The sequence below is a fragment of the Anaerolinea thermophila UNI-1 genome (assembly GCF_000199675.1).
Classification (GTDB): Bacteria; Chloroflexota; Anaerolineae; order Anaerolineales; family Anaerolineaceae; genus Anaerolinea; species Anaerolinea thermophila.
Genome location: NC_014960.1, coordinates 2,830,141 through 2,850,285 on the forward strand (window position 1 = coordinate 2,830,141; position 20,145 = coordinate 2,850,285).

The 20,145-nt window shown below is 53.7% G+C and carries 14 protein-coding genes; 6 read left to right on the plus strand and 8 right to left on the minus strand.

Annotated features, from left to right (window positions below; translation table 11 throughout):
• Positions 1-33 precede the first annotated feature (33 nt).
• From ANT_RS12815 to ANT_RS12825, 3 genes are read right to left on the minus strand one after another with little or no spacing between them, the layout of a single operon-like run.
• Positions 34-1,212, minus strand: coding sequence for an ABC transporter permease (locus tag ANT_RS12815; protein WP_013560952.1), 1,179 nt, complete (start codon positions 1,210-1,212; stop codon positions 34-36).
• Positions 1,209-1,943 (minus strand): ABC transporter ATP-binding protein, encoded by a 735-nt coding sequence (locus ANT_RS12820; protein WP_013560953.1) that lies wholly within the window; start codon positions 1,941-1,943, stop codon positions 1,209-1,211. The genes ANT_RS12815 and ANT_RS12820 overlap by 4 nt, the downstream gene beginning before the upstream one ends.
• Before the next feature lie 3 nt (positions 1,944-1,946).
• A complete protein-coding gene (locus ANT_RS12825; protein WP_041455042.1) occupies positions 1,947-4,304 on the minus strand; it encodes an alpha/beta fold hydrolase in 2,358 nt (785 codons plus the stop codon).
• 67 nt (positions 4,305-4,371) lie between these two features.
• Here ANT_RS12825 and ANT_RS12830 point away from each other — a divergent pair, with 67 nt between their 5' ends.
• Complete coding sequence (locus tag ANT_RS12830) at positions 4,372-6,615, plus strand: hypothetical protein (protein ID WP_013560955.1); 2,244 nt, start codon at positions 4,372-4,374, stop codon at positions 6,613-6,615.
• On the opposite strand, the gene ANT_RS12835 is transcribed toward ANT_RS12830, so the two are convergent.
• Together ANT_RS12835 and ANT_RS12840 are read right to left on the minus strand one after the other, a co-directional pair.
• Positions 6,612-7,238: a hypothetical protein gene (locus ANT_RS12835; protein WP_013560956.1), complete on the minus strand. Its 627-nt coding sequence runs from the start codon at positions 7,236-7,238 to the stop codon at positions 6,612-6,614. The genes ANT_RS12830 and ANT_RS12835 overlap by 4 nt on opposite strands.
• Complete coding sequence (locus ANT_RS12840; RefSeq protein WP_013560957.1) at positions 7,238-9,910, minus strand: coiled-coil domain-containing protein; 2,673 nt, start codon at positions 9,908-9,910, stop codon at positions 7,238-7,240. The genes ANT_RS12835 and ANT_RS12840 overlap by 1 nt, the downstream gene beginning before the upstream one ends.
• 412 nt (positions 9,911-10,322) lie before the next feature.
• Here ANT_RS12840 and ANT_RS12845 point away from each other — a divergent pair, with 412 nt between their 5' ends.
• The 3 genes from ANT_RS12845 to ANT_RS12855 all read left to right on the plus strand — a co-directional run bounded on the left by ANT_RS12845 (position 10,323) and on the right by ANT_RS12855 (position 13,945).
• Positions 10,323-12,026: an extracellular solute-binding protein gene (locus ANT_RS12845; protein ID WP_013560958.1), complete on the plus strand. Its 1,704-nt coding sequence runs from the start codon at positions 10,323-10,325 to the stop codon at positions 12,024-12,026.
• A gap of 130 nt (positions 12,027-12,156) precedes the next feature.
• Positions 12,157-13,047: an ABC transporter permease gene (locus ANT_RS12850; protein ID WP_041455673.1), complete on the plus strand. Its 891-nt coding sequence runs from the start codon at positions 12,157-12,159 to the stop codon at positions 13,045-13,047.
• Between the two features lie 16 nt (positions 13,048-13,063).
• A complete protein-coding gene (locus ANT_RS12855; protein ID WP_041455044.1) occupies positions 13,064-13,945 on the plus strand; it encodes a carbohydrate ABC transporter permease in 882 nt (293 codons plus the stop codon).
• A gap of 32 nt (positions 13,946-13,977) precedes the next feature.
• Here ANT_RS12855 and ANT_RS12860 read toward each other — a convergent pair whose 3' ends face one another.
• From ANT_RS12860 to ANT_RS16620, 3 genes are read right to left on the minus strand one after another with little or no spacing between them, the layout of a single operon-like run.
• Positions 13,978-14,976 carry a sialidase family protein gene (locus ANT_RS12860; protein ID WP_013560961.1) on the minus strand — a complete coding sequence of 333 codons (999 nt, stop codon included), beginning with the start codon at positions 14,974-14,976 and terminating at the stop codon, positions 13,978-13,980.
• 33 nt (positions 14,977-15,009) lie between these two features.
• Positions 15,010-17,052, minus strand: coding sequence for an alpha-galactosidase (locus ANT_RS12865; protein ID WP_172634625.1), 2,043 nt, complete (start codon positions 17,050-17,052; stop codon positions 15,010-15,012).
• On the minus strand, positions 17,042-18,046 hold the full coding sequence (locus ANT_RS16620) for a GntR family transcriptional regulator (protein WP_013560963.1): 1,005 nt from the start codon (positions 18,044-18,046) through the stop codon (positions 17,042-17,044). Before ANT_RS16620 ends, ANT_RS12865 begins: the two co-directional genes overlap by 11 nt.
• A gap of 294 nt (positions 18,047-18,340) precedes the next feature.
• Here ANT_RS16620 and ANT_RS12875 point away from each other — a divergent pair, with 294 nt between their 5' ends.
• Together ANT_RS12875 and ANT_RS12880 are read left to right on the plus strand one after the other, a co-directional pair.
• Positions 18,341-19,090, plus strand: a complete 750-nt coding sequence (locus ANT_RS12875; protein ID WP_013560964.1) for an SDR family NAD(P)-dependent oxidoreductase — start codon at positions 18,341-18,343, stop codon at positions 19,088-19,090.
• Between the two features lie 100 nt (positions 19,091-19,190).
• On the plus strand, positions 19,191-20,129 hold the full coding sequence (locus tag ANT_RS12880) for a DnaJ C-terminal domain-containing protein (RefSeq protein WP_013560965.1): 939 nt from the start codon (positions 19,191-19,193) through the stop codon (positions 20,127-20,129).
• Positions 20,130-20,145 lie beyond the last annotated feature (16 nt).

A 20,145-nucleotide genomic window follows, 5' to 3' on the forward strand; every position in this document is an offset into this window, starting at 1 on the left:
CACTCAAGGCGTTCTTGCAAAAGTGTAAGGTATTTACTTGCCCGAAAGGATACGTTCCCGCCCAAACGAACGGATCGCCAGAAACAGTATAATCCCTGTACTCACCAGCGTGACGAGTAATAAAACCACCACTTCCAGGGGTGTCACCGGCTCGCCGCGCAAGAGACGATTGAACAACACGGAATGTCCAAAGCCGGGAATGGCAATCTGAGTCAAGTCTGACGGGTTGGGGACAAACGCCAGAACCACACTGGGAATGCCGATCACAAAAGGCAGGATTGCCAGAAAGGTCTGGGCTTCCTTATAAGTACGGGCAAAACTGGCAATAAAAGCCTGTAAAACCGCCGCCAGAGCCGTTTCCGGAATGGTGAGCAGAAAAATCCAGAACAGTGAAGCCGCGCTTAAGGTCATTGAGAATCCAAAAGCGTCTTCGATGGGAAGTACCTGAAATCCCAACCAGAAGATAAACAAAGAAAGCCCAACCACAATCACTGCAAAGAAGAAAGAGGTGAGCACCTTGCCAATGAGCAGATAGGAACGGCGAACCGGATTAATCAAAAGAGGTTCCAGGGTACTGCGTTCCCGCTCGCCTACCAACGAGTCCACAATTATGCCCGCGCCAGCCGAAAACACCACAATGGCAGTGAAGAAAGGCAACATGCTCATAAAAAGCAACGCTGATGATTGCGGGGTAGCGACATCCCGAACATTGGGAACTATCGGTAACTGAATGAGCGGATCCACACCGCGTGCCATTAGGCGCAGGGAAGTGACCTCTTTGCTGTAGGCTTGAATTAATTGGGTAACCTTTGACATCACCATTAAATTGGTCTGGCGCGAAGTGTCCATCACCAGTTCCACTGGAGCAGGGCGCCCTTCCCGGAAAGCCTGTGCATACTCTTCGGGAATAATCAACCCCATTTTGACCTTACCCTGCCGAACCTCTTCCACAAGGTTCTCGTCGGCGGGGATAATCTCTATGTTGTTGGCTTCCAGATACTGCATAAAAGCAGGGGCATACTGCTGTCCCAGGACATGGAGAGGCTCGGGTTTCTCTTCACTCATAGACATCATGGTCTTGCCCACCAAGAGTATCATTGCCAGCATGAAAACCGGTGTAAACAGACTGTTGGCTAACGCGCTCACAACCGAGCGCTGATCGCGCAGGTGATCGATCCATTCCTTACGAAATACAATCCAGATCAGTTTCATTCTTCCAAGCCCTCCGCACTGCCAATGGCTGTCACGAACGCATCTTCGAGGTTATCGGTGCCCATTTTCTGGCGAATTTCCTCTTTGGTGCCATCCAGCACCACTTCGCCATGAGCAACGACCACCAATCGGTCGCACAACAGCGAGACTTCCTGCATGATATGGCTGGAAAAAACCACACACTTACCCTCATCCCGCAAACGCCGGATGAGGGTGCGCATGGCGCGGGTTGCCATCACATCCAGACCATTGGTGGGTTCATCCAGCAACACGTTTTGCGGGTCGTGGAGCAAAGCGCGGGCAATAGAGACTTTTACCCGCTGACCGTTAGAGAACCCCTCGGTACGACGATCTATAAAGTCCTGCATCTCCAGAAGTTTACACAGTTCCTCAATGCGCTTTTCCAGCGCCTCACCTTCCATGCCACGAAGACGCCCAAAATAACGGATGTTTTCCCGCGCCGTCAAACGCACGTACAAACCATGCGCCTCGGTCAGGGCACCAAGACGGCGCACCGCTTCCAAGGGCTGATGAACGACGTCAACCCCATCCACGAAGACCGTTCCACTGTCGGGTTTGAGCAGGGTGTAGATAATGCGCAGGGTAGTTGTCTTGCCCGCACCGTTGGGTCCCAATAAGCCGGTAATTTGTCCATCCTGCGCGGTAAAAGAGACATCCTTAACCGCCTGTACTTTTCCAAAGGATTTTTTGAGATGTTCGGCTTGAATCATGAGTTATGGCTCCGATCTACTCTGCGATAAGAAGAAAGGCATCACAGAATGACGCTCAATACAGGTGATATCCACCGCTTCAATGCTTCCTTTTTCAATCACCTGACGGGTCAGATTCAGTCCACAAGCGGAAGTAAAGTTTCCATGCCCTTCTTTCGGGAATACCACGTGCAACGAATTGGGGAAGAATCTGGCTGCCTGTCCTCCATTTTGTGGCGGCGTGACGGGATCCACCTCGCCGGAGATGAACAGAACAGGAATCTCCAGGGTAGGATAATCCTGCCGAAAGGCTTCGTTAGGGGGAAGGCGTAAAATCTGGCAAGCGGTGCGCCAGAGCGGGAGCAAATCCTGAAAATAATACTCCCCCTGTTCCCCCTCCAGGGGAAGGAAAGGCACATCTTCCTGACAAATCACACTATAAAACAACCCTTCTTCAATCCCTTGTTCTAATCCCAGTAAATATACCGCCTGGGTTGCCATCGGACGGTAATCTCCCTGTGCGGCAGAATGAATCATCCAGGGGATTAAAAGAGAAAATTGCGACTGATAACTGATGAGACGAATCAGCGAGGACGCCGTCACCCGATTCAGAATTACCGTCTGATCTTCTCCTGTAGCAGGATGAGGAATGGTCAACTCTACCGGCTCACGCTCCAGGGCTTCCAGCACCTTTTGAAAATCTCCCTGCAGGTCAGGAAAGGCTTGATGGCAGGACGGCTCTTCGGCACAACGGGCAAAAATGCGTTCCAGCGCCCTCTGAGCATCGCGCCGTACACTGGCGCCCAGCACCCAATCCGGCGGAACCACTCCATCAAGAATCATCGTACGCACGTGCTGGGGGTAGAGACGGGCGTATTCCTGCGCCAAACGCGTCCCATAAGATACCCCCAGTAGGTTGATTTTGTCATACCCCAATTTTTGACGGACGAGTTCTAAATCTCCGGCGGAAACGGTTGTATTGTAAAAGCGCAAGTCGGCATCCCATTGCTCCATGCACTCCTTAAGGTAAGTCTCCATGTCCTTCTGTGCCTGATCAAGATCCATGACCTCGCCACGATTCCAGAGATCGGGGAGTTTTTCTTCGGACGGACAGGACAGTGGAGAGGAAGCCCCCGTGCCACGCTGATCCACCATTACCAGGTCGCGCTTGAGGTTTAAACGCTCCATTTGAAGAATCATCGCAGGGAATGCCATGGTGGAAGCCTGTCCCGGACCACCCGCCAGCAGGAAAATGGGGTCCGGCTCCGGATTGGCACTTTTGGCTTTGACCACCCCTACATGAAGATGAATTTGCCGTCCGGCAGGGTTAGAGGGATCTTCCGGCACGGTCAAGTCGGCGCACTTTGCCTGCTGCATGAGCGGCACCAGTTCAGATCGCAGGGTACAATCCTCCAATGGAACAGCCGGCGTGGAGACAAGAGGTGCTTGAAGCGGCGCGGGAGAACACCCGGCAAGGAAAATCATCCCGGCAAACAAAATTGTGCCCAACACCTTGCGGTTGACCACTTCCAGCAACAGCAGATACACCGCGCTGACGGCAATCAAACCAATCAAGCCCCAGAGAGGCTCATAGTGTTGAATGGTGAATAGCGCCGGAGTGGTAATGGCGCTTGCCGGAAAGGTGACAAAAATGCCCGCATACCAGTTATTTGCCAAATGCCACCCCAGCGCCAGTTCCAGCCCGCCGGAGCGCAGGGTCACCCAACCCAGCAACAGTCCCATCAGCAGGTACATGGGCACCGTCCAATCTGCGCCGTATTCGGCAACTTCAGGATTGCTCAGGTGCAATACGGTAAAGAAAACCGCCGGTAACAGCAAAGGAAGCCAGATTGAACGAGCACGCGCTCCAATTCCCTGCATGAGGTAACCCCGGAAAAGCAGTTCTTCGGCGGCAATTTGAATGGGGGTCAGCACCAGGGCAAACGGCAAAAAAGAAAAAAACGCCGCAGGATCAAACGTCCAGCGGTAATTACCCGGCTGAAGCAGAGACAGGACTCCATCCATCAGCGCAGAAAGCACCAGCCAGAACAAGGCAGAAGTAAAGAACAAACGCCAGCGGAACCGTCCTGCCGGGGCGATCAGGCTCTGAAAAGGACGCCGATGAAGAAAGCGGAGTGCCAGCCAGATTGCCAGAATGACCCCGGAAAACGGCAACATGGTCACGGTCAATAAAGCAGGAGCAGGCAAGTCCATCACGGTAACAGCATTTGATGGATTTACCAGCACGAAAGGGATGAACACCATCAGGGTCAAAACCACCATGAAGATGAACGCCAACCCCAGAGTAATCAGGTAAAACGTCCAGCGATCCCGCCCCTTGCGGGCTTCGGTAAAGAAAGGTTGATTGAGAAGCGTATTCATCACCCTCCTCTTTGATTCTCAAGATAATTTATTATACTGAGAGATAACAGAAGGCTGAGGTCAAGGCATGGTTAAAAATCCGTTATCCTTCATCCCCGGGAAAGGCGCGCCACCCGTACTTCCACTGGGACGGTATCTTCCTCCACTCCCCAGGGGGATGGTGGAAACGTGGCTCTCTCAACTCGTCCAGCCCGGCGAGTGGGTACTTGACCCGTTTGGCTCTTCTCCGTGGCTGGCACTGGAAGCCGCCCGCGCCGGATACCGGGTGCTGTTCTGCACCCGCAACCCTGTTCTTGCCGCTATGGTGGAAGTACTGGCACAGTCCTCCAACGAGGATGAATGGAAAGCCACTCTGGCAGCCCTGGGAGCCGCACGCACAGGCGAGGAACGCCTGGAACGCCATCTTGCCGGCCTCTACCGCACCCTTTGCCCTTCCTGCGGAATGGAGATTGCCGCCAGCGGATACGTATGGACGCGCGGTGCTGAACATCCAATCGCGCGCATCCTCCACTGCCCACACTGTGGAGTCGAGGGTGAGTTCCAGATAGAACCTTTTGACCTGCAAGCCCTGCGCCTGCCAGGGAACGATGCGCTGGCGCGCGCCCGGGCAGTGGCGCGCGTGGCAGACCAGAATGACGACCACTACGAGGCGGTGCGCAGTGCTTTGGAAATGTTCCTGCCGCGCCCCCTCTACGCCCTGACTACGCTGATGAACAAAACCACAGGGTTGATGCTGAATGACTCCAGGCGCCGCCTTCTGGATGCTCTGCTCATCAGTGCCTGTGATGCTGCCAGCGCGCTGTGGCATCATCCCGGCGGCATGACACGTCCGCGCCAGTTGAGTATGCCACCTCAGTTTCGTGAGCATAATCTGTGGCAGGTGATGGAAGAAGCCATTCCCCTGTGGACACAGGCGCAAACACCGGTAGCCTTTGCCCGTTACCCTCACCTGCCGCCCGCCAGCGGCGGTATTTGCCTGTACACCGACTCGATTCGCACTCTGTTGCCTCTGCCGGCTAGCATCACCCCTCGCGTGGTCATGACCGTTTTTCCCCGCCCCAATCAAGCCTTCTGGACACTTTCAGCCTTATGGTCGGGGTGGCTTTGGGGGCGGGAGTCTTCCCAATCTCTGCACGCAGCGCTGGCGCGCAAACGCTTCGATTGGAACTGGCATACCTCGGCGTTATTTCATGTGCTTTCGCCGCTCAGCCGCGCTCTTCCGGCAGAAACCCCTGTCGCCGGTTTGCTAACCGAAATGGTGCCGGGCTTCCTGTCGACAGTCATTTCCGCCATGTTTGCCAGCGGTTTTGGCTTACAGGGCTGGGCGCTTCAGGATGAAAGCGGGCTGGGGCAAATGCTCTGGAAACGAGGACTACTGCCTGCGGAACGCTCCTTATTCAAAACCGAAACCCTGCTTGCCGAAGGCATGGAAGAATGTATGGCAATCCGCGCTGAACCCGTCTCTTACCTGACGGCATACACCGCAGGGATTGCTCGCGCTGCGCAGTCGGGAGCACTCTTTCCTGAAGGACAAACTCTGCCCTCCGATGCCATCACCCTGTTGCAAAACCAGTTCAGCAAAGCCATCTCCCACGCTCATACCTTCAGGCGCTACATCGGATCGGCGCAGGATGAAGAGCGCAGTTTGTGGTATCTGGCAGAGCCACCGGAAGACCTTCCCCTGCCTCTTGCCGACCGGGTGGAACAACAGGTGGTACGAACGCTGCTTCAGCATCCCACAATTTCCCGGTACGACCTCGATACCAAAATATGCCAGGAGTTTCCCGGTGAACAAACCCCCTCGCTGGAATGGATAGGGGCGGTGCTGGAGTCCTACGGCGTGGAAACCGCGGAATCGCCCGGGCACTGGCAACTTGCTCCGGCAGAACAACCCCGCAACCGCCGTGCCGATCTGAAGGAGATGACACGTCTGCTGAGCGAACTCGGCGAGCGGTTGGGATTCACGGTGAGCGGAGAAAATCCGCTGGTGTGGACACCCCACGAGTTTGGCGCAGTGTACCTGTTCTACCTGCTGGCTTCCTCCATCGTCAGCAAATATGCCCTGAGCACCCCCGCAGCACCTGCCCGGCAATGCGTGATGGTCTTCCCCGGCAGTCGCGCGCGCCTGTTACGCCTGAAGTTAAAGCGCGACCCACGTCTGGCAGAAGCCCTGCAGGGCTGGCATCTGCTCAAGTTTCGGCATGTGCGCAATCTTTATGAACGTCCTGGTCTGGCCCTGCAGGAATGGGAAAGTTTGCTGGATGCCGACCCACCATTTTTTGAACAAGCCGAACAAATCCGCTTGCTTTAGGTAACCGGTTCTTTGCGCGTCCAGTTGAAAAGAAGAATAAAGGTTTGTATTCCTGAGAAAGTATGTTCTTGATTTCCCGAAAGGCGCACCCGCGAGCGGAACTTCACCCCCGACCAGAAGTTATACTCTTCCACAAGATCCAATCCGCGCACGGCTGTAAGCGGATAGCGCTGACGGGACATTCCCTCGGAGAAGATCAGCGTGTACCCCTCCAGTCGCACCGGCTGGCTCATCGAAGCGGGACGCCACATCGCCGAGGGGAAGCGTTTGAGCATGTTACGAATCAGGTCATCCAAGCCGCGCATCTGGGTTGGAAAGGTCAGACGGTGCTTGCGCCCTTTGCCCACCAGGCGGATTTCCAAATCGTTAAACTGAATTTCCTCCACCTCATCCCAGGTCATGGTGTTTTCTTTGCCAATCCAGCGGCGCAGGCGCAAACCATTGGACAGCACATCCACCCAGATTAAATCGGCATACAGGCTGAGGAACACCAGCCCATCCATCACCACGGCAACGATGACCCAGAAGGTCGTCTGACTGGCAAACCCCAGCAAGGACACCAGCACCAGAAACACACGAATCAGATTCAATTCCAGCGAAAAAGCGGGTTTAAGGGTACTCATCACTCTAAACTGATCTGCCTTCCATCGTTGGTTGTAAACCTGGCATTGCGCAATTCGTCCATCAGGGTGCTTAAATCACGCAGAACGGTATCATAATCCAGCGCACCCCGCAGGTATTGTTTGTGCAGAAATTCTACCCGACTATTGACCTGCGCCAGCATCGCCTGGATGTCCTGCGCGGTGGCATTTTCCCTGCCAAAACGCGCACCCATGCTCTCCCAGCGTCGGCTCAGGTCTTCGATGTCGCGCTCCCGTTGGATGACTTCCTGTTCTTCACGGTCGGCTTCGCGGTTGGCTTGTTCCAGTTGCTGTTCCAGTCGATCCAGTTCCCGCAAAATCTCCCCCAGCAACTTGACCGCTTCGGCGGGGGAACACGTACGCTCGCGCAAGGCTTCGTGACGACTCAAGAGGGCATGGTACTGTGAAGCCAGTTCTCCAAAAGCCTGGCGGTGAGGGGGCCAGGTGCGCCGGCCTGTAGCCCGTCTGCCCGCCTGTTGAAGCAGTTCCTGCACGGCTTTGAGAGCTTGCTGGACTTCCTGATTTGTGGAAAGTACCGTGCGGGACAATTCATCCAGCGCCCGCAGTGAGGCAGTGACCGTTTGCCAGTCATTACTGCGACGCTTGAGTTCGCCCGCCAGTTCGGTAAAGTCCATCCCCGCGGGATTGAAAGAAGGAGGAACACTCAGGCGTCCTGCCAGCATACGCGCATCCTGCACGGTGCGATCCTGAATCCTTGCCACTCCATCTAACTGAGCCAGCATCCCTTCCAGGCGCCCGGCTTGTGAGGTGATTTCCTGATTCAATTTTTCCAGCCAGGTGATGAGGGAACGGTTAAACCCATCCAGCAAGACCTGCACCTGAGAGACTTTTTTCTCCACCGCGCCGCGCGACTGCTGATTGAGTTCCACCTGTTTCAGCGAGATTTCCGTGCTGAGGCGTTTCAATTCCGATGCTGCCAACGCCTGAAGGAAAGGCTGATCGTTTATCAGCAGGGTAAGATGATCAATGGTCTTCATGGCGCGATTCAGGTCTTCCTGAGCCGTCTTTTGCTTCTCGCGGATTTCATCCAGGCGGACTTTGGCTTGCTGGAAACGCGGGCGTAACTGCTCGTGCAGGGTTTTCAGCGTTTGGGCTTCCTGAAGGCGAGACTTTAACACAGTTTCCGGAATAGGGACAGAAGCATCCCCCGGTACCACTTGAGACTGTAAACGTTGAATCTCCTTGAATTCGCCGTCCAGTTCTCCAAAGCGCTCTTCTCGACGCCAGTTGACAGGGTCAAACGCACGGATGCCTTCAATCGTTGGCTGAACTGAGGCAAGGTAGATTTTTCCTTCCGCCAGATGAGGGTGCTGTAACAGCCTGACCAGTTCAGCATGGACAGCAACGCTTTCCTGAATTTGTGTCAGCAATCGAGAGACTTCCTCACGGAGCTTTGCACTTTGAACAAGGTCTTTTTCCACCTCATCGGGCGTGCGGCGGCGCTCCCGTCCTCCCAACGCCTCCATTTGTTCCCCGTGTTTCTCCCAGAGAGGACGACTGACCTGCCACTGAACGGAATACACGCTCTGCTGTTCAGCACTTTCCATAAGTTCCTGGGTCTGTTTGTGCAGGGATTCAATTTCTAACAGCACGCGCTCCAGTTCTACCAGATCCCGGCTCGCGCGGTCGTAACGCTCGGCGGCTTGTACAATTTGCTGATCGAGTTGCTGGGCTTCGCGTGCAATGGCACTCAGGTCATCTACCTGGGGCTGAGAGAGACGCTGATTGAGAACCTTTGCCTGCTGGCGCACCTGGTCAACGACTTCAATAAATCCGTTTATGATCAGGTTAGGGGGCGGTGTTTCCAGCGCTGTACGGAAATGCCTGGCACGGTTGCGCAGAGTTTCATAAACCTCCAGCGCGCGCTGGTAGTCCTGCTCCCATGCTCGCACTCGCGGAAGCCATTCGTCCAGCAGCGGTTCAATATGCTCCATGCGTGCGTAGGTCAGGGTCACAGCTTCGCGAATGTCTGCGTTGTCCTCCGGTGGAGCAGGGGTCAACAGTTGAGCCGGTAGATGCTCGCGCAGGGTGAGCAACTGCTGAAGGGCGTCCTCGGCTTGAAGGATTTTCTCTCCCTCCACCCCGGCTTCCTTCAACTTCCCCAGCAAGCCCTGCATTTCGTCCATCTTACTAACCGCCTGAGTCACCCGCTTGTGAATTTGCTCGGGTAACCTGCGCAGACGTTCCACCAAACGCTCAGCATCCTTCAGCGAGCCATCCAGCACTTTTTGTGCACGGCGCAATTGAAGTGCCAGCAGATGGTTTTCCTGGGCTTCGGGGAAAGCACGAATGAGTTGTTGAAAAGCCGTCCCGGGGATAGCATTCAGACGGTCATACAGGGTAATCAGCAGGTTCTCCACATTCTGCCTTTCCACGTCCACCTTTTGCATACGCCCGGAGAGTTCCTGAAGCGTGCCAATGTAGGGTTGGCGCTGGATGGGGGTATACTCATGAATTGCCAGCGCCGCCGCCCGCGCGCGCTCATTAACCTCGTTCAGGTACATTTCGATGAGCACAACGGTTTCCTCCACCTCCCGCGTCCATTTCAGGTACAGGAAAAGCACCGTTCCCAGCAACGCCAGGAGCACCAGCGCCAGAACAATTAACATGGAAACCAGGATCGTCACATCCATAAATTTTCCCCGATATGTTTATTATGATACTCGATTTATGCAATCTGTTAACCGTTTTCAAAGCACACTCTTGGAAGAAAAACACCTTTAAATACCAGTTCCGCATATCCACTCACCTCACAAAAGGCTCTGACACATCTCAGTCCACAATGCCTTTTCTCATATTATGTCCAGACTTTCATCGTGACAGAGTTGACATTTTATTTTCCCCTCTATATACTTAATTTAGTTGTCCAAAGGCTTTCGACAAATGACAATTTTCATCCCTTTTCCCGTTTTGCTCCGGTCAGAGAGGAGGAGGTTTTGCTTTTTTCTTAATGCCCTGTCCATTTTTTAGGTTTCAAGGGATGTTTTTTCGTCCCTGTACACACATCCATCTGTTTTCCAAGTTGTAACTCGAGGAGGAGAAACCATGACTAAACACTGGATGACCAAAACAGGTTTACTGCTGGTGGTGCTCTCGCTGATTCTCTCAGCCTGTGCAACACCATCCACCCCCACCCAAGCGCCTACCGAGCCACCCAAGCCCACACCAGAACAACCTCAAGGTGCGGCGCCGACCAGCACTCCGGAATATCAATGGGGAGAATGGCGCAACACCGATCCCTACCACCCATATGATGAACGCATCACCGTCTCGGTGGTGAAGGGCGGACAGGAAAGCGCCGGCACATTACCTCAAGGGGAGACCATCGAAAACAACCGCGCCCTGAAGTATATCGAAGATACCCTGAACATTGACGTGGTGTTCAAATGGGTGGTGACCAGCGACGCTTATCTGGATAAACTGAATCTGGCGATTGCCAGCCGGGACATTCCCGATGTGATGATCGTAGATGCCATTCAATTACAGCAATTAACTGAAGCCGATGCTATCGAAGACCTGACCCCTTACATTGAAAAGTACGCCAACAAAGACATCCTGGAAAATTATGCCCAAACTAAGGGCGTCGCTCTGCAAGCCGCCACCATCAACGGCAAAATCATGGGTATTCCCAACGTCCAACCCCAGGCAGATGCGCCCATCATGGCATTTGTGCGCAAAGACTGGCTGGATAAACTGGGCTTACAACCCCCAAAGACGGTTGAAGATATCGAGAAAATAGCCCGGGCTTTCATCGAACAGGACCCTGATGGCAACGGCGTCGCCGACACTTACGGCTTGACCGGCACGATGAACCCCATCAATGTCCCCAGCAACCTGCACGGATTTGACGCTTTCTTCAACGCCTATGGGGCTTTCCCGGAATTGTTCTACCGCAACAAGGATGGCAAGATTATTTACGGCTCCCTCCAGCCAGAAGTCAAGGAGGCTTTGGGGTTGATTGCCCGATGGTATAAAGAGGGAATCATTGACCCCGAATTTGCCACCAAAGATGCCGGAAAAGCCAATGAAATTGTCGTCGGTGGGAAAGCGGGCATCATGATGGGACCCTGGTGGATTCCATGGTGGCCGCTGGTGGACTCGGTGACCAACGACCCCAACGCCGACTGGCAGCCCTACCTGATTCAGGACAAAAATGGCGGATACACCTTCTCAATGGGTGATTACACCTACAGTTTTGTGGTGGTACGCAAAGGGTATCCGCATCCCGAAGTGGCTCTGAAGATTTTGAACGTCCAGAACGACCTGAGTTACGGGTTGAACAATGCCCCGCAGTATTACCCCAACTTCAACGAAATCTGGGGCTTGCTCTTCCCCATCCCCTTCCTGATTGAACAGCCGTATGTGGTTGAGCGCATGGGACGCGAGTACAGGGACGCACTGGATGGCAAACTTGACCCCAACACCTTCGGCGATGCCATGAAACTGGAATTTGAGCAAATCAAAGCCGATGTTGCCGCCCCGCGCAGCAATCCATCCAACTGGGCAACCCGCATGGCGCGTCTGGATGCGGCACTCCTGCTGGCGCAGGGATACAACGAAGTACGCACCGATCCCATTGCTGCACGTGTGCTTGCCAATGACCAGAACTGGCCTGCGCTGAAAAAGATGGAAGAGGAAACCTTCCTGCAAATTATGACCGGCGCTCGCCCGCTGGATGATTTCGACAAATTCGTCCAGGAATGGTATGCCAGCGGCGGTCAGGCGTTGCTGGATAAAATGAATCAGTAAATGATTATTCCAGTGAAGTAGCGAACGAGTGGAGCAGTTCATCAGGCCTGTGAGGCGGAACTGCTCCGCTCATTCCTTCCCAAAAAATTGTAAATTGAATCAAACCCCTCTGGTATCTTATAAAAAGGACATGCAGAAGCACTCCGATCGCATCAGTTACTTTGTGATGATTTTCCCGGGGCTGGTTTTGTTGATTGCTTTCACCTTCGTGCCGTTGTTTTACTCGGTGATTGCCTTTCAGAAATTCAACCCGGCGCTGGGTATTCAAAATTCTCCCTGGGTAGGGCTGGAAAACTTTCTATACATTTTCCGTGTCCGCGATGCACAGCAGGTCTTTTTCAACACCATTTTTATCGCGGTGATGAAAATTATCCTTCTGGAACTGGCAGCCATCGTTTTCGCCCTCCTGTTGAACGACTTGCGTTACCTGCATGTCAAGCGTACCGTGCAGACGATGGTTTACCTGCCTCATTTCCTTTCCTGGGTGATTCTGGCAGGCATTCTCCGCACAGTACTGGCGCGCAACGGGTTGCTGAATGATTTCCTGGGATGGTTCGGCGTTGGTCCCGTGTACTTTCTGGGCAGGCCCGACCTTTTTCCATGGGTCATCATCCTGAGCGATGTCTGGAAGGAATTTGGTTTTGAAGCCATCCTGTATCTGGCGGCGCTGACAACCATCGATCCCACCCTGTATGAAGTGGCGGAACTGGACGGAGCCAACCGTTTTCAGAAAATGTGGTATATCTCCATTCCCGGCATCCTTCCCACCATTGTCCTGGTTGCCAGCCTCAGCCTTGGCAATATTCTGAATGCCGGTTTCGACCAGATTTTCAACCTCTACAGTCCCATCGTGTACTCCACTGGCGATATTCTGGATACCTATGTGTATCGTATCGGCTTGATTCAGGGCCAATACAGCATTGGCACAGCCGTTGGATTACTCAAGACGGTAGTCTCGCTGATTTTGATTGGCATTTCTTACTGGATCGCCGGGAAATTTGCCAATTACCGCATTTTCTAAGCCAAGGGGAATGAGCATGATTACCTCAAAAAGACTTCAGGACCGCATCATTGACTGGTTCATAGCCCTCTTTCTGCTTGCACTGGGCATCTCCACGTTGCTTCCATTGATCAACACACTGGCAATTTCCCTCAGCGAGCGCGCCGCTGTCAGCGGCGGGATGGTCAAACTGACGCCGGTCGGGTTCAACCTGACAGCATACGAGTACATCCTTCAGGATACCAAATTCTGGCGCGCTTTCGGAATCTCCGTCCTGCGGGTAGCCCTCGGCGGCTTGCTGAACTTTGCTTTAGCCGTACTCACCGCTTTCCCCCTCTCGCGAAGCGAGAAAGCCTTCCCCGGTCGCAACATCTTCATCTGGATGTTCGTCTTTGGCATGATCTTAAACGTGGGAATTGTCCCATGGTATCTGACCATTGCCCAGTACAAACTGATTGACACCATCTGGGCACTGGTATTGCCGGGTGCAGTGCCTATCTGGAATGTCATCATCCTGATGAATTTCTTCCGCAACATTCCCAAAGAACTGGACGAAGCCGCCCGTATTGATGGGGCGAACCCCTGGCAGTTGCTGTGGCATATTTACCTGCCCACCTCCCTGCCTGCGCTGGCAACCATTACCCTCTTTTCCATTGTGGGACACTGGAACTCTTTCTTCGACGGCTTAATCCTGATGAACAACCCGGACAACTACCCCCTGCAAACATACATTCAACAACTGGTCATTGCCGACCGCCCCATCCTGCACGGCGGGCAGGCCCAACTGATGGTCAAGCTCTCCAATGCTACCCTCAACGCCGCTAAATTGTTCGTGGCAATGATCCCTATCCTGATCATCTATCCTTTCCTGCAGCGTTACTTTGTTCGCGGGATTATGCTGGGAGCAGTGAAAGAATAATTTCTCCCACCACCCCCCAAGGGACCAGGAGTTTACCCAAAGTGGAGAATGTACCGCGATACCCCGTGAATGAACAGGCGCGCTGAAGCGCCTGCATCACGGTCGGTGTCGCCCGGCTCCAAACCAATCACCTCGGGGTACCAGCCCCGCTCGTCCAGGATCTTGACCGGTGGCGTCCAGAGGTGTGGCTGGCTCAGGTCAGGCGTAAAACTGATGTAAATACCGTCCTGCGCCCACCGTGGATCCACCGCGCGGTTCATCAGGATAACATATTGCTGAAGCACTCGATTCCAATGCACCGAAGGACCCCAGAAGGTATCCGGATTGGGACTGTACCAGTCTGCCTGCACGGGGATGACCGGGGTAACCTTTCCCAACAGCCCGGGCTGGCTCCACTCTCCCTCATACCATTTCCAAACCCGTCCCACCGGACAGGCACGGTCCTCAAAGCGCAGTCGGGCAATAGAAATGCCCTGCTGAGTCACATCGCGGTAATACGTACCAAACAAAAAGTAGAAATAACCCTGCTGACGGTCTAAAAGCACACTGAAATCCCCATTACCTCCGGCAAACCAGTAATTATGCTGTTCCAGGTTCAGAGTTTCGGGACCACCGTTGAGGACAATTCCCAAATCATCCCAGGTCTTCCCGTTATCATGAGAAACCACCGCCCCAATCATCGGAGCGGTTAAGGGGAACTGTCTGCCTTTTTGATACTCTTCCCCAATTAGATGGGCAGGTTCGTTGTGATACCATCCGTACAGTGTGCCATCCTCATCGAGAAAAACCGACTCAATCCAGCGACCTCCATCGCGGAAGGCTGTAAAAGTAATTTCTCCCACGCGTTCCAGGTGATACAGATCCCTGCCAGCAGAAAGCACCGGATGCCCTGTAGAAGTCAATACGTGCAGACGGTAGTCTTTCCACCAGCAGGGACTGTTGCAGTCGGCAGCGCTGGGAAAGCGCAGTTCTTCGGCTTCTTCAATTCCCAGCCACACGCCATGAATGCGGAGAGGCTGAAGTTGTGCCATGCTGATCCTCCTGTAAACCAGATATAGGATTAATCACTCCATCTTAAGCAAGAGCGACTCTTCTTCCTGTAAGCAATCTATGCTCAATCCTTTTTCCATCAAGTCACGTCCGGATAAGTGCCATTCCCCTTCGCCCTCAAACCCATACACTCGATAAAGACGCTCAGGCTGTAAGTCAACCGGACGCAGAATGTAAGACGGTTCACCACCAGGCAACCGGAAAATGAAAAGGAGATGTTCACTTTCATCGGGCATGGCATACTGGAACACTGCCCAACGTTCCCCCATACCACTGCGGAGCGGCTGTGCACTCAAACGGTACAGGTCGCCTTCACGAATGAATCTTCGGATTTCCGTTTGATAAAGACGGTTATGGTAAGCCACACGCTCTGCCAGCCAACCCGGCAAATCGGGCAATTTTTGCGAAAGCCCGTACCAGCCCAGCATGGAAATCCTCGAGTAGTAATCCCATTTCTGATGCGTTAGATGAGGATCGTGAGGATTGAAACGCTGTTGCGGAGGGGGGTCGACATTGCGCCAGTGACTGAACGTCCAGTGCAGAAGCACGTTGGGTGCCAGCATGGTGCTGGCTCCCCAGAAGATTTGCAGGTCATGCACCGCCCAATCGGGATCGGAAAGGAAAGTTACGTGCGTCTGGCGCATCATTCCCAGATCTATGCGCAAGCCACCGGAAGAACAATTCTCCAGCACCACATGGGGAAAATCCCGGCGGATACGAGTAAGCACCTGATAATACCCGCGGTAGTGCTCATACAAGCCATCCCCTTCCTGGTGACCGTGATCGGTACGGTTACACCCTGCGCCGGGGTCGAGGTTGAAGTCGAGTTTAATCCAGTCACACCCCCATTCCAGTATCAAGCGGGAAAGCGTCTGATACGCCCATTCCCGGGCAGCAGGGTTGCCCATACATACATAACCCAGGCGGTTGCCATCCCGCAAAGCAGGCAAATCCGGACGCTCTACGGCGAGCCGGGCTTTCTCGCCAAGGGCTTCAATTTCGCACCAGATACCGAACTTCATTCCCAGCGCATGAACCCGATCAGCAAGGTAGCGAATTCCATGAGGGAAACGCGCCGAATTGACCAGATGCCAGTCGCCACGATAATCGTACCAAAAGGTTCCCGCCTCGGCGGGACCAAACCAGCCTGCATCCAGCGTGCACACTTCAAAGCCCAATTCGGCGGCTTTGTGCACATTCGCCAGGAAGATTTCCTCGTTAATCTCAACGTCCTCATAGGGCCACCAGTGATTCCACTCCACCGGCAAACGACGCGACAATTCATTCTGAGGATACCAGTACTGACGTCCCACGCGCGCCAGATGGCGCGAAACGACGTTCAGATCTTCCCCTGTAACCAGAACAAGAGGAGCCCCTCTGAAGGACTCGTCTGGCTGGAGACGTTTGGAAAAGAGCCAGTCGTGCAAGCCTGCTGTGAAGTGCAGAATCTTTCCGCCAAGCGGATCAAAGCGCATCACCCAGTTTCCCGACCAGGCAATGGACACCACAAGGATCTCCTCCTCATCGGAGAGCATTGCCATCCAGGGATGATGCCCTTTGGATGAACGCCCAAAACGGGATTCCAGCACAAAGGGCTGATAAGGCTTGAACTGGAGCGGTTCAAACTCGCTCCCCCAGTTGCCGCTGTAGCCCAGAAGAGTCAGCCCACTGGATGGCAGTCTCAAATCCAGCGAATCGAGGCGCTCCACTACAATCTCCACATTTCCCCGATTGATGAGGCGCGGCTCCAATTCCACCAGTGGAAAGCCATCGTACCTTCGGATGACCTGTTGCAACTCCCACCCCTCCCCCTCAAAGGACAGCACGTCCTGCCACACCCCGGGAGCGGGTTGATCAGTCTCTCTGCCAAGGAATTTCAACGCCTCTACGGTAAAGCGTTTGCCGTTCACCTGCACACCAGCCAAACCGGAAGGTTGAGAAACCGCAAGCCATGCCCGTTTTTCCCCATGCAACTGCTTCAAAGCCAGAGAAACCCCGCAAGGTTCAAAGATCAGGGAACATCCCCGTTCGCCAAAAGCAAAAGAACTAGGTTTCATCAAGGTTTTTCCCTTCGATTCCCTCAGCATGGGAATCTCCCTGTAATTTCTGCATGCGAATCTGATGAATACGTTGGTTTAAGAAAGCGATAGATTGTTCATCAATCTGGAAATTGACCACCACGTCCGGCATGCGTCCCGTCCATTCCTGAATCTGATCGGCGCTGGTATGGGTCACGATGAGATGATCGCACCATTCCACCAGCCTGCGTACGGCATCGGGGTTTTCCGCCGCCATGGCTTCGATTTGCCACTCCGGACGGTAGCCGTAGAGGGTATGCTTGATGGTGTGAGCGGTATTTTGATTGGTACAAATAACCGCTATGCGCTCTTTGGGAAGACGAGCAATCTTCAACAACGAATCAGCAGTGAGACGGGTGTCAATCCCCACAATTTTACTGGCAGGAAAACCCTGCTGGCGAATCGCCGTGGTCAATTCCGCCAGGTGATGATAGGTAGTGATAATCAGGTCTTTGCTCTTCAAGACAGCAGTGGGATTTTTATAAAAATGGGAAATGTTTTTGTACTCTACCGGCAAATTTAACACTTCATTGAGGCGTTTGCCCATTTCGGTGGTGTCGTAATCATTGCATTCGTAGAAAACCATCTCCACCATGCTCTGCGCATACACCTCCCCAACGGCTTTGCGTTGAATCTCCATCAATTCTTCCGAGGAAAGTCCCGCTGCCATGCCCTGCCACACCAGTTCTACAAACTGGCTGTAGAAATAATTCAACAATTCGCTTTTGGTCTTACCTTCTCCCCCCTCTACCCGCTTCACCAGATACCCGTGCCAGCCACTGGCAGATAACTCAATGACCCCCATATCCAGAAGCATCTGGTAGGCTTTGTTCACCGTATTGCGGTTTGAGCCAATCTCCTGTGCCAGTTTTCGCACCGGTGGAAGACGATCTCCAGGCGCATACAACCCACTGTTGATACGGCGCAAAATTGCCTGGGCTACAGACTCGGCACTGATGGTCTCCCTTACCATTGCTGAACGCCTCCTTGTCAAAAGACACGGACAAATGACATTAATCCGTGTAAGGTATTATATCCTCAAACTTTGAGAAAGCCAACTTTCCAAAACCATTGGAGTACAGTTGGGACCATGAGATTGAGGGCAAATGTTTACTGCCAAGGCGTACAGAATGCTGAACAAATGCAAATTTCCATGAATATCTGTGCCTGTGAGTTTGATGTGGCAAAAATCAGAACCACCCCGAATTGACGTTAAGATAGAATGAAATGAACGGAACTTTCCATCAATCGTTGAGGATGAGAACCTATGAGCCACAATGTACTGATTAGTGGAGCCTCTTCCGGGATTGGCAGGGCAACCGCTCTGCGTTTTGCCCGTGAGGGCTGGAATGTTGGCGTGCTTGCCCGCCGTGAACCTCTCTTAAGGGAATTGCTGGGCGAATGTCCTGCGGGCAATCATTTTCTCTGCGCCGGAGATATGCAGGACGCCCACACCATTGAACGGCTGGACAAACTGATTCGTACTCATTGGGGGCAATTGCATGCCCTGGTAAACTGTGCGGGAATCTTCACACCGGTTGACCTGCTGGAAGTACCGCTGGAAGAATGGAGAAAATCCTTCGACACCATGGTCAACGGTGCGTTGCGGCTTTCTCAACTGGCAGTCCGATGGATGAGGGGAGGCGGGCGTATCATTCACATCACTTCCATTCATGGAGAACGCGCCGAGCGCGGCGCCAGCGCCTACAGCATGGCAAAAGCGGCGATCAATCAGATGTGCCGTGCGCTGGCGCTGGAATGGGCAGATCGGGGGATTCTGGTCAACGCCATTGCGCCGGGGTTCGTGGATACCCCTATGAGCGTGGTAAATGGCGTCAACGAATTACAAAGCGAGTGGTTTCAGCAAAATTACGTTCAGGGGCACCACCTGCCACTGCGTCGCGCGGCTCAACCGGAAGAAATTGCCGGAGTGGCTTATTTTCTGGCAGGGCCTGACGCCTCTTACATCACGGGACAGGTTATCGTGGTGGACGGGGGACTGACCATCACATTTTAGAGGGGACGCCTTTAATGCTCGCCCAATCTGAATTTGGATATAAGAATTTCGTAAAAACCTGTGCACAGTGTATTGACACTCCCTTTAAGAAACGCATACAATGAAAGGGATGGAATACAAGGACTACTACCAAATTCTTGGTGTGAACCGGAACGCAAGCGATGATGAAATCAAGAGGGCGTTCCGCAAGTTGGCTTTAAAATACCACCCTGACCGCAACCCGGGCAACAAACAAGCCGAAGAAAAATTCAAGGAAATCAACGAGGCTTATGAAGTGCTGAGCGACCCGGAAAAGCGACGGCGTTACGACCAGTTAGGTGACTCGTACTTCCGCTGGCAGCAATCTGGAGCACCCGGCGGCTTTGACTGGAGTCAATGGGTTTCGCAACCAGCCGGCGGGGTACGGGTGGAAGTTGGCGATCTGGACGATTTGTTCGGCGGGAGTTTTTCGGAATTCTTCCAGAGCATCTTTGGCGGGTATGCCAGATCTGCCGGTACCGCCACTGCGGGAACCCGCACCCGCACACGCACGGCGCGCCCTGCGCCGGTAGAGTACCCGATTCAGATTACTTTTGAAGAAGCCTACCGCGGCGGCGAGCGTACCCTGGACATTGACGGGCGGCGCGTTCAGGTCAAAATTCCCGCCGGTGCCGATAACGGCACCAAAATCCGCATGGCAGGCATGGGACAGGTGATGCCCGACGGCACACGGGGCGACCTTTACCTGGTGGTGGAAATCACCCCCGATCCACGCTTTGAACGCAAAGGGCACGATATTTACACCGAGTTCGACCTGGATTTGTACACAGCGGTGCTGGGGGGTGAAGCCCGCTTGCAAACGCCGGAGGGTGCCGTGCTTCTCACCATCCCCGCAGGCACACAACCCGGGCAAACTTTCCGCCTGGCAGGCAGAGGAATGCCATACCTGAAGAACCCTTCCCAACGCGGGGATTTATATGCTCGTGCAAAGGTGAGCCTTCCCCGTCATCTTACCCCTGAACAACGCGCCTTATTTGAACAACTGGCGCGGCTTAAATAAAGAGCAGTTGACCTGC